This is a genomic window from uncultured Eubacterium sp., assembly GCF_934295145.1.
GTDB lineage: Bacteria > Bacillota > Clostridia > Lachnospirales > Lachnospiraceae > Eubacterium_I.
The window spans coordinates 1-12,177 of record NZ_CAKRAS010000074.1; the positions used below are offsets into that span (position 1 = coordinate 1).

Sequence of the window (12,177 nt, forward strand, 5' to 3'; positions counted from 1 at the left end):
TGAAGAGCCGTATGCGGGAAAGCCGCACGTACGGTTCTGTGAGGGGCTTACATTGTGAGGTGTAAGTCTACTCGACTTCACTCTTCAAGGGCACAGAATTTGACATGAAAGAACTTGGATACGGACTGAAAGGCGAGGATTTTAAAATCAACGGTATCCAAGCCACCGGCAGTATTGACACTGCAGAGATGCTCGGTCTGGAAATGGCGAAGCTAAAGGGCGAGATCAACACCTTCAATAATTACTACCATTTTGAGATGGAACTGAATGTTTTTGACCTGTTCGAAGCAGAGTCGGAGCTTGAACTGAAGAGATTCAATAAGACCGGCACTCTGATGCCCAACAAGCTGTATTTCTTCGTTGGCTCCAGTGCGGCAAAAATCCCATTGGTTTCTCCGGTCATCGTTGCGCATATTTCGGGAGCGGGCGGCGGATTTGACGGTCTTGCCGATTCCTTTAATGGAGACTTTTTCGCCATTCCTCCCATTAACCTCTCCATCACCGGTCGAGGAGATGTGCTGAATACAATCGAGGCGACGGCAACCTATACCTTTGGTCCTGCGTACTTCAAGATGGTGGCGGAGGATGTGAACATCAAGTTTCTGAAGAATCTGAACCTGATCGACTCATATACAATTTACGAGGGCGTGCAGGGCGAGACACGCAACCATAAAGGAACGAATTACACAGGGCTGAGTGCCTCCGGCGGAGTCAGCGTACATATGAGCGTCCCACAGTCGTCAAAGATTATTCGGGCGGGCGGTGAGCTCAACGCCAGCGTTTTCAGCGGCCTGGACAGCTATAAGACTCCGACCAAGATTTATGTGGTAGCTGATATGAACGGAAATGTGTATGGCAGCCTGCATGCACCGGATGGTTGGCCCATCATTGGCGGCATGAAGCTGGCGGGAACGAACCTGGATTTCTTCCTCGGGGCAAATACCGTCATGAATGTTAAGGGACAGGGCTTTGACAGTGCAGTAAGTTCTGCATTTAAAAATTTCAAGATTTACGGTGGCGTGAAGAAAGATGGTTCTTTCCTGGGTTCACACTATCGTGTATGGTATATCTTCCCTGATAACGAGGTCGGGCATACCACGAAGATTTTGAAAAGCCTGCCGGAGTGGAATTGGGACGAACACAAACCAAGTGGCTACAGTGCATCCTACAATGAAGAAGGGGGTGCGCTTGCCGTGATGAACATCAGCACGGAGGAGTTGGACACTGTTGTCGCCCAAGAAAGTGCTGAGAATCGTGTTACTTTGCAAAGTGGAGGCAGCTACAGTAAGACGGTAACATTGACGGCAGAGTCGGGTCAGTCAATTCCCGAAGACGCTGGCATTCTGATGATGGTTACTCCGACTGATGCGAACACGGATATTGACGAGTTTGCAAAAAGCCTGAGCGTATCAAAGGACGACACAGCTGTTACTTTGACCTTCCCAACATATAACGACAAGGATGAAATCACCAATGAATCTAAGATGACTGCTTATGTTACCCAAAACGGCGATGGCAGGGATTGTGTGCTAATCGGCTTGGGCGATAAGGCACAGGCTAACGATAGCTGGACAGTGACAAGCACGCTTTCGGACTTTGACGCAAGCCTGAACGCTTCCCAGTCGTTTGACAGCCTGAGTGTGAGCCTGAGCAATAATACAGTAAGCGGCAAGGTGGAGAATGCCACTGCTGGTACAGAATATGTCCTTGCGACTTATTTGGGCAGCAAAAAGGGTGCAACGGAATACATCATGGGTTATGAAGATGTAAGTAATCCCGATAATATTTCCGTTAAGATTCCAAACCGTGGCACTATGCTCCCAACAGGCGATTATTATGTTACGGCAAGCTTGCTGAACAAGACCAAGCTTCAGGTTGAGGACGAAGACGGCAAGACGACAACGGAGGAAGTTCTTCTTCCTGTTGACACGGTAGCACTTGACAAAGTTTCCTATACGAATACGGTACAGCCTGCCACCCCAACTTCCGTAACAATCAAGCCGGTGGGCAATGAGATCATGAACGCCTCCTGGAGTGAGGTGGAAAGAGCTGACGGTTATCGTGTAACGATTTATCAGAAGGACGGCAATAACTTCGTTGATACCGGCAAGGGCTATTCCTATGATGCGGAGGATATTAAAGAAGGCAAGATCGCTGGCATCGCCTATGACAAAGACTCGAATCTGTTTACCCTGGATATGGCACTCACAGTAGGTGGAGTTGACATCGATGAAAATGGGAATAAGATGAACAGCTCGGCAGGTCTTGATGCGGACAAAACCTACAAAATCGGCGTACAGGCATACAAATACCTGACGGACGAGGTCGGCGGCAAGATTGCGAATTCGCAGGTTTATAGTGAAGAAAAGCTTTCGGCTCCATCAGAACTGCCAAAATACAATCCTTTGAATTTCAGCATAAAGCTACAAACACTGTCAGGAAGTGGTAATTCTTCCGGCTTTGTTGACCGTACTGTGACTGAGGAAAACGGCGTATTCACCTGCGTCACAAGTGGCGGTGACAATCATAAATGGTATTTGACGCCATCTTGCGAGGATACAGAAAATGTCACTTATACTGTCATAAGGATGGATACGAATGCCAAATATACTGCTCAGCCTGGGGACTATGTTGAAATAGACAATGAAGAAATCGTCGGTTCAGTCATGTTTCAAATCGTCGCAACAGTGGATCATGGTGGATACAGTGACACTACAACCAAATATCTGCTGGTGGAAAAAGACGATACTGCACCTATGATCAGCATTGACGAAATGGTAGTGTATGCGGACAGTAATACCGGTGACTATACGATCACTGGTCTGACAGAGCCATATGCAACTGTTTATTTGAATGATTACAATCAAACCCAAGCGGCAACAGCTGATAAAAATGGTAAATTCTCCTATACCGGACAGCTTCAACTGACATTACAACAATATGTAATCGATGAAGAAACCGGGAAGCCGAAGCGGGATGAAGATGACAATCCGATTACGGAAACGGTGCGAAATGAATCAGGAGAGATTGTTTACCTGTTTGCAAAGGACGAAAATGGAAACAGCTCTGCTATGGCAAATGCTGTGGTAACACTTGAGCCGGGATCGGATACCACTTACACCGTGACATTTGATTCTGACGGCGGAACAGGAGTAGACCCTCAAGATATAGAGAATAATGGCATAGTAATAAGGCCTGCCGATCCCACTAAGACCGGATATATTTTTAACGGCTGGTACAATGGCAAAACTGAATATAATTTCACTCAGTCGATTACTGAAAATCTCACTCTTACAGCAAAGTGGACGCTCTGCGATCATACCGGTAATACGGCAAAACCTACTTGCACAGAGCCAGCCAATTGCACAATCTGTAACTACAAAATCCCTGCCAATGGACATGATCTTGTACATCATGAGGCAAAAGCGGCAACCTGTACCGCAAACGGTTGGGAAGCATACGATACCTGCAAGAACTGCGATTACAGCACCTACCAGGAAATCCCGGCAGCAGGTCATCATACTCCTGCCGATGCAGTTATCGAAAATGAAGTAGCAGCAACCTGCACAGAGGGCGGTTTCTATGATGAGGTTGTTAAGTGTTCTGGTTGCGGAAAAATCCTTAGCACTACACATAAGACAACCGAAAAGCTGGGACATAGCTTCGGCGACTGGGAAGAAGTAATATCTCCGAATTGTACCGACAAGGGAAGCAAGAAGCGCACCTGTAGTGTTTGCGCATATTCTGAAACGAAAGATGTCAATCCCAACGGTCATAGCTGGGAAAGCGATTATACGATCGACAAGGAAGCGACCTGTAAAGCAGCCGGAAGCAAGTCTATCCATTGCAGTAAATGCGATGCCGTGAAGGACAGTGAAACCATACCGGCAATAGGACACGACCTTGTACATCATGAGGCAAAGGCAGCAACCGCTGCCGAAGTTGGCAATATCGAATATTGGTACTGTGATAATTGTGATAAGTATTTCAGCGATGAGACAGGTACAAAAGAAATTGAAAAATCCGACACCATAGAAGAAAAGTTGGCTCCGATCATTATTGCCGGAAATAATGCAACAGTTATGCAGGGAGAAAATAAAGATATCTCCTTTACCTCCAATGCTGCTTTTGATGATTTTATCCGTGTAGAGGTAGACGGAGCTACAGTAGATGAATCGAACTACATAGCAGTAAGCGGTAGTACGATTGTTACTCTTAAGGCAAGCTATTTTCAAACATTGGCAGTTGGTACCCATACATTAGGTATAGTATCTCAAAACGGTACTGCAACGGCAACCTTTACAATTAAGGCAACTACAGAAGCAACCGAGCCGACTGAGCCTGTAACACCTACGGATTCTGCCAAACCGACTGATCCTGTAACACCTACGGAGCCTACCGAACCTACAAACATCGTTTCTTCTAAAACCGGAGATAACAGCAATTTGGCACTTTGGATTGCATTGCTCTTTGTATCGGGGGCTGGAATTGCGGGAACAATAGTATTCAGAAAGAGAAGAAAATCTTCCGCAAAATAAAACCAAGTAGCAAATACACACCCGTATGGGCGGTGACGGAAGCATATCCGCCACCGCTCATTTTGCATATAGAAATAATGAGGTGATTCAGATGGACAAACAAGATAAAGAAATGAATTCGTTGGGGTGTCATAATAGACAATTTCACAGTCACTATTATCGAAAATCTGTTGACAGTTGCCAACACCTAATGATATACTTAAAACTCGAGCAGCCGGGGTGGTAGCGGTACCTTGTACCATCAATCCGCTATAGTTGGGGTGATATCCCGCAGAGGGTTGTCAATTGTAGAGCTGCCTTTTATAAGCGGCGTAGATTTTTGGGTCTCGCGCAACAGGAACTTATGAACCGGGTCAGGTCAGGAATGGAGCAGCCCTAAGTAGGACCTCTTGTGTGCCGCGAGGGTGCCTGGGATGAGTTGGCTGTAAGAGTAACGTCTGGGATTGCAATTCGAAGCGGGATGCTCGTAAAAAAGTCGTGTAGAGCAGATATAATTATCTGTTGTACACGGCTTTTTTGTCGTTGACAGGAAATTATTTGGGGAAGAAATGGACAAAATGCAATTTGCAATCGATGTCTGAGTTCTTTTTCAACACATACAATTTTTTTATAAAAACCATTAAAACGAGTATTTTTTTGCTTGAAAAACCATTAAAATAATGGTTTAATAAAAAAGAGGTGATGTATCATATGAATAATAAGAACTTTGCAATTCAGGAATATGTGACCGGTTCAGATATAAAAAGAGTACGAAAAACGTTGGAGCTGACACAAAAGAAATTTGCGGAATTACTAGGTGTTTCTAAAGCAACCATGGAACGATGGGAGACAAAAGAAGATAAAATTACCGGTCCGATCGTTCTTTTATTAAAAATATTAGAAGATCATCCGGATTATGTTATGAAAATGCAGATCCCGGATAAGGAATACGGTTTACGTATGTGGTATATGCATGAGCAGGAAATATGTACGCTGATCGATGTAGATGAACTGAAAAAGCGGGTAAAAATTAAAAATTATACAGACAATATTATGTTTCAGGCTTTTGGAAATCTGAAAGAACCAACTTATGAGGATTATGAAGCATTTTTGGAATCCCGCTGTTTCCCAAAAAGCCGCGATAAAATGAAACTGATTTTAAAGGATCTTGATCTGCCATTTTATGATCCGCTGATGATCATTCAGAAGACGGAAGGAAAAATGGCAGAAGATCATTTTTGGATTCGCATAGAAAGGTGACAGATGCATGATCGAATTGTTTGAACAGAATGAGCGAAAAGCCGACAGACAGTCTTCCAAGGGAAACCAGCTTAAATGGGAAAATGAGGGCATCTGGTACAAATCAGATTGTACCGGATATGAAGGACTTGCCGAATATATGGTATCGCATCTGCTGAAAAAATCTTCTTTGGAAAAGAATGAATTTGTACAATATGATTATGAGCAGATAAAATATAAAAATGTTTTTTATAATGGTGTAAAAAGCAGAAATTTTTTGTACGATAACTGGCAGATTATCACTTTGGAGCGCTTGTTTCATAATTTTTTCCAGAAAAGTCTGTACGAATCTGTATGGCATATCCAATCTTCTGTGAAGGATCGGTTTGAATTTCTGGTGACACAGGTGGAGCGCATTACCGGATTGAAAGATTTTGGAATCTATCTAAATAAATTACTGACGATTGATGCACTGTTTGTAAACGAAGATCGTCATATGCATAATATAGCTGTGCTAATGAATCAAAAAGGTGACTTTGCATATTGTCCTATTTTTGATCATGGAGCCGGATTACTTTCTGACACAAGTATGGATTATCCGTTGGGAACCGACGTATATGATGCACTTTCAGAAGTACGGGCAAAAACAATTAGCGGCAGTTTTGAGGAACAATTGGATGTTTCAGAAGAAGTATGCGGAACGAACCTGTATTTTCATTTTAATAAAAAAGATGTGGAACAATTATTAGAAGAAATACCAGGTTATTCTGAACAGGAGAAAAACAGAGTTCAGGATATTTTATTTGAGCAGATGCGTAAATATAAATATCTGTTTAAAAAGTGATTATAGTAAAATATGAAAAGACGTAAATGAAAGAACTCAGGCTGTTTTTTCCTGCAAAGCGATTGTTAGCGTGCGGGACAAAACAGCCTGATGTCTTTTTTGACACATAAAGTTTTAGCCAATATACAAAAGAATAGATCAAACATTTTTTTGAAGCTTACAATTGAGAGATTGAGCCTTTCTGACAATCGTTGAATGATCAACGCCCAGTGCTTTTGCCAAAGCTCTGGTGGAACCGTATTTCTGATATCCCCATTCCAGAATTTCTTTTTCATACTCAGAGACAAGTTCTTTGAGTGTGTGGCCTTCAAAATGAGAATGCTGCGTCTCATCTGCAAATTCAGAAAAGTATCCGACAACCATATCCCAACGGATCGTGGTATAGGGTTCATAGATGACAACCCATCGCTCAATCAGATTTTCCAGTTCACGAATATTTCCTGGCCACTGATAACGGCAGAGACCGTCAATGGTATCCTGGGAAAAAATAATATTTTTACTGTATTTTCGATTAAAAATACTTAGAAAATGCTGGATTAATACAGGGATATCTTCTGTACGTTCTCTCAGAGCCGGAATTGATATCGGAAAAATATACAATCGATAAAATAAGTCTCCGCGGAATGTACCATTTTGCACCATTTCATTTAAGTTTCGGTTTGTGGCGGCAATAATACGGATGTCAAGCTTAATAGATTTTGTATCTCCAATCCGGGTGATTTCTTTTTGCTGCAGAGCACGCAGAAGTTTTGCCTGAAAATCCAATGGGAGTTCTCCAATTTCATCCAGAAAAAGTGTTCCATTATTGGCAAGTTCAAACATGCCGACTTTTCCGTTGGCATTTGCACCGGTAAATGCTCCTTTGACGTAGCCAAAAAGTTCACTTTCCAGCAGATGTTCCGGAATGGCGGCACAATTCACTTTGATAAATGGTTTTTTGTTTCGGGGGCTATGCTCGAAAATATAGTTGGCAAATACTTCTTTTCCAGTACCGGTTTCTCCGGTAAGTAACGTTGTGACATCTGTCTGTGCAGCCTGAAAGGCCATGGCATAGGCTTTGGTGACAGCCGGGCTGTGTACTTCTGCCCAGTCAGAAAAATTTTTCTGTGGGATAATATTTTGCTGATTCAACTGTTCTATGATCAGTGAATTTTGATTTACCATTTTCTGATAGTGAGCAATTTGTGACTCGGAGTCCCGCAGATTTTCCGCCAGTGCCATGGTTTCACTGATATCCTGATCCAATACGATAACACCTACCAGCTCATGCGCCTGATTAAACAGAGGAGAACCGGTTTCCAAAAGCTGTGTTCCGGTAAGGGAAGAGTATGCAATGGAAGAGTAAGGAATCTGATGTTTCAGTACATATTCAATGATAACATTGCCAATCTGGTTGTCAGTGGAAAGTTCTTTGTAATTTTTCCCAACTACTGATTCATATTTTAAACCCACCAGTTTTTCATTTTCCTGATTAATATAGAGGACGGTACCTTCGGTATCGCAGATGAAAAGACCGATATTAATCTGGTTGCCAATATTCTCCAAGTGAAAGAAATTTAGCTGTTCAATCTGGGTTTGCATCTGGGAACCGACAGGTGAAGATAGCAAATCCGGATAAGTTTTGATTAATGTCTGAAAAGTTTTTAATATATGCTCTAAATTTGTTCCTTTTATCATCTAAAAGCCTCCTGTATGGTGTGATTTTACACCGTTTTAGCCGGAAATGCAAGGAAATGAAGAAAAACAGTTTCTGAAACAAGCAAAAGCGGTGCGTATACACACCACATTTGATGAAAAAAGCGGAAATCGGTGTATAAATACACCAAACGTGTGAAAGGTAATGGAAAAAACAAAGAAAAAAGGCTATTTTTTGATAAAAATATAGAAAAACGGATGAAAAAACTGGCATGATTATTGCTATTTACTAGGGTACCATAAACCAATAAAACAAAATAAAAAAGAAAGATGATTAAAGGAGGACATTGTTATGGAATTTGATAAGTATGTAGCAACAGGCGGACAGTCAAGCAGACCGTTTGGTCAGTTTAAGGTACCATATCCGAAGTGGGAGAGATTAGAGCGCCCGACCGGATATCCGGAATTTAATATGAACCCGGACTACAAAGACTGGGTAATCTGCATTGAAGGAGAACATTTCCTTCCCGGAGTAACATCTGAAATGATCGATTGGTTCTGGTGCAACATGGAGAAAGGTTATTTTCTCTGGGCTCCGGGTTCTCATAAGAGATTCCAGTGGATCAGAGAGCCATGGCAGTATGGTTTTACAAATTCAAAACACACCAGTCTTGAGAATATGTCCGAGGATCAGATCCTGGATCTGGAAGTAGCAGCAGGTGACGGATTCGGAATGCTTCTTTACAACCGTTACGATATGGATATTTTCCCATTTGACAGCTGTCTGGAGCACTGTATTCTGGAAGGACAGATGGATGAAAATGGACATACATGGATGATCCTTGCACATATGTGGGAGGATGTAGAAGGTGGCTGTGTACATCGTATGGTATGTGCGACAGAGACACTGGAGCAGACGAAAAAAATCATCCGTCCGGATGAGTTTCCACACAAAAAAGGTGATATGAATACCTTTGAGCATGGCGAGTATGAATTATCCTGGTGGCCGAAATTCCTTCCGAAACTGTATGATGTATGGAAAGATCATCCGGACCCAACACAGAACGTATACTATGATCTGAGTGTTGAGAAAATTGGAGATTATAAGTGGAAATACAAAGAAGATAACTCCAAACCGATCCTGGAGAAATTAGGAATCCAGTAAGAAACATTCAGAAAAGAGTAAGGGAGATACGTTATGGCAATAGGCATTATTGGTATTATTCTGGCCTTTGTATTGCTGCTTTTCCTGACAATGAAAAACTGGTCTACGATCATTGTATCCATTTTTTCTGTTGTGGTAGTAGCATTATTCAATGGGCTGAATCTGACCGAATCCATCACAAATACATATGTAGCAGGAGTATGTAATATTATCACGGCATTATTTATGCTGATCCTGCTGGGGACTATTTTAGGAAAATTATACACGGAAACAGGAGCGGCTGTTTCTGTTGCAAATACATTCATTAAAGCATTTGTAGACAAAGCGGCTGGAGAAAAGAAAATCAGAGTGGCCTGCGCGGTACTGATTGCAGTATCCTGTCTGTTTCAGTTTGGAGGTATCGACAGTTTTATCGTAATGTTTACGACATTTCCGATCATCGTAACGATGTTCCGCAGACTGAACCTGCCGCGTAAATACATTCCGGGAATGCTCCTTTGTGCAACCGGAGTCGGCGCATGCCCGGGTTCTCCGACGGTACATAATGTACTGCCATCTGCAATTTTAGGAACACCGTCTACTGCAGGTGCGATACCTGGAATCATTGCATTTATCATTGTAGAAGTTGGTGCATGGTTTATGATTTCTACCATGATCATCCGCGCAGTACGCCGTGGAGAGACTTTTGATTATGGAAATATGGAAGCGGTGCCTGATTTTGAAGGTGACAGAAAACTTCCGAATTTCATTGTTGCATTGCTTCCACTGATTTTAGTATTTGTACTGTATACAATCGTTGGTGCAAATATTGCATACGCATTATCCGGTGGTATTGTACTTTGCATTATCCTTATGGGTAAAAATATCGAGCCACAGCAGGGTGCAAGCCTTGGCCAGCAGATTGTATCTGTACTGGGACAGGGTGCGGTATCTTCGACAAAAGCCCTGATCGAAATCAGTGTTATCGGTGGTCTGGCAGCAGTTGTAGCGGTTACACCGGCCTTTACAAATCTGGCAGATGGACTGATGGGACTTCCAATTCATCCGTATCTGATCGTATTGATTTCCGTATTTATCCTGGTGGCTTTGACAAGTTCACCGCCAGCCGGACTGAGCATTATCATTCCGATTTTTGCAGCAAGTCTGATCGCACAGCCGGGTGTACTTGGAATTGCAGCTGATCCTGCCGCAGTACATCGTATCTGCTCCACAGCCTGCATCACATTTGAGACACTGCCGTGGAATGGTATGATCGTTGTAGCCTTAAGTCTTTGCAATATCAAGCATAAAGAAGGATATTTGCCGATGTTCTTGGCATCTGTATTCTTCCCAATTGTAGGTGCTGTTGTGGCAACCTTATTACTGATTGCATTTCCGGGACTGGCATAAGTTCAAGTCGAACGTACATGAGACTTGGTGCGTGATTCTGGTCAGCGAAAGCTGACATATTCTTCTCAGAATCACTGCACTCTACACTCCTCTAAAAAATAAAAACTTTTATACCAAAACCCTCTTAAGCGAACCCACTAAGACGGACAGAATATCTGTTTTAGTGGGTTCTTTTTCAATACATAAATTTTTACCACATGGAAATCATTTTTGGCTTATCGCGGCAGATTCCATTCAAAATGCTTTGCCAGGTATCGAACAACCAGAACCAGGCAGAAACCAATTAATGCAGCAGCATTTTCCGGCATAAAATGATACAGGATATAGTACCCAATGATGCCAAAAATACATGCTGTAGCGTAAATATGCTTTTGAAGCACATATGGAATTTCGCCGGCCAGCAGGTCACGCAGGATACCACCTCCCACACCGGTGATCAGACCGACAAATGCGATCAGAAGGAACTGATCAGTGTGAAGGAAACTGATGGTGGCTTCCATACCAAGAATGGTAAAGGCGGCCAGTCCGAGCGTGTCAGATAGAAATAGAAGATTGTGGTACATGATGTCGGTGCGGCGGGCGATTTTTTCAGAAAAGAGATTTCGTTTTCTGATATAAATTTTCCAGCTGATAAAGACAATCATGGCGGTAATGGACGAAATAACCGTACATTTTGGATTCTGGAACATTGCAGGCGGAGTATTTCCGATGACGATGTCGCGGATGGCACCACCGCCCACAGATGTTACGATTCCGAGGATCAATATACCAAAAAGATCCATTTCTTTTTTGATGGCCAGCATACTGCCGGAGATTGCGAATGCAATGGAGCCGATGATCTCAAATACAGACATTAAGCTTGTCACGTTAATATCCTCCCCCATTTAAGTTGAACGTCAGTGAGACTTGCGTATGATTCCGGTCAGCATGAGTTGAAAAATGCGATTCAGAATCACTGCGTGCTACACTTCGCTGCAATCGGCGCCTATGGCGCAATACATTTAAAATAGCATACTTGTTATAGGGTTGTCTACTGCCACGCGAAGAAAAAATCAAGTCGAACGCATGTGAAATTTGGTGCGTGATTCCGGCCAGCGTTTATCTCAGTGGGAGTCTCAACGCAGATTGAGATAAACTGGCATGGTTAAATTATCTAAAACTGGAAGTGTTAAAAAAGCCAATGAGAAGGTAAGATATCGTTAAGTTAATCATCGATGAGGATACAATCAATTATAATTTCAGGTAATCGCTTTTGGGATCATGTGCACAACGAAGAATAGAAAAGCGATTATCAGGGGGATAAGAGGTGCTTACTGTGAAAGAAAGTAGAGGACAGCCAACAAATGGCATACTTTAATAAGCTGTCTTATGGCAGCCTTTGAAAAATT

The 12,177-nt window shown here is 42.6% G+C and carries 7 protein-coding genes and 1 other RNA gene; 6 read left to right on the top strand and 2 right to left on the bottom strand.

The genetic code is table 11. From position 1 onward, the window contains the following. Positions 1–104 precede the first annotated feature (104 nt). The 4 genes from Q0I54_RS11960 (at position 105) to Q0I54_RS11975 (ending at position 6,600) form a co-directional block, all read left to right on the top strand. A complete protein-coding gene (locus Q0I54_RS11960) occupies positions 105–4,538 on the top strand; it encodes an InlB B-repeat-containing protein (protein WP_296118900.1) in 4,434 nt (1,477 codons plus the stop codon). A 206-nt stretch (positions 4,539–4,744) separates the two neighbouring features. Then, positions 4,745–5,006: signal recognition particle sRNA large type (gene ffs / locus Q0I54_RS11965), an RNA gene on the top strand. A 222-nt stretch (positions 5,007–5,228) separates the two neighbouring features. After that, positions 5,229–5,777, top strand: a complete 549-nt coding sequence (locus Q0I54_RS11970) for a DNA-binding transcriptional regulator (RefSeq protein ID WP_296118901.1) — start codon at positions 5,229–5,231, stop codon at positions 5,775–5,777. Positions 5,778–5,784: 7 nt separating this feature from the next. Continuing rightward, a complete protein-coding gene (locus tag Q0I54_RS11975; protein WP_296118902.1) occupies positions 5,785–6,600 on the top strand; it encodes a hypothetical protein in 816 nt (271 codons plus the stop codon). A gap of 138 nt (positions 6,601–6,738) precedes the next feature. On the opposite strand, the gene Q0I54_RS11980 is transcribed toward Q0I54_RS11975, so the two are convergent. After that, positions 6,739–8,277: a sigma-54-dependent Fis family transcriptional regulator gene (locus Q0I54_RS11980; RefSeq protein WP_296118904.1), complete on the bottom strand. Its 1,539-nt coding sequence runs from the start codon at positions 8,275–8,277 to the stop codon at positions 6,739–6,741. Between the two features lie 310 nt (positions 8,278–8,587). On the opposite strand from Q0I54_RS11980, the gene Q0I54_RS11985 reads away from it, so the two are divergent. After that, positions 8,588–9,400, top strand: a complete 813-nt coding sequence (locus Q0I54_RS11985) for a DAPG hydrolase family protein (RefSeq protein WP_296118906.1) — start codon at positions 8,588–8,590, stop codon at positions 9,398–9,400. Between the two features lie 33 nt (positions 9,401–9,433). Then, a complete protein-coding gene (locus Q0I54_RS11990; protein ID WP_296118907.1) occupies positions 9,434–10,789 on the top strand; it encodes a GntP family permease in 1,356 nt (451 codons plus the stop codon). Positions 10,790–11,004: 215 nt separating this feature from the next. Here Q0I54_RS11990 and Q0I54_RS11995 read toward each other — a convergent pair whose 3' ends face one another. Next, positions 11,005–11,655, bottom strand: a complete 651-nt coding sequence (locus Q0I54_RS11995) for a trimeric intracellular cation channel family protein (protein WP_296118909.1) — start codon at positions 11,653–11,655, stop codon at positions 11,005–11,007. Positions 11,656–12,177 lie beyond the last annotated feature (522 nt).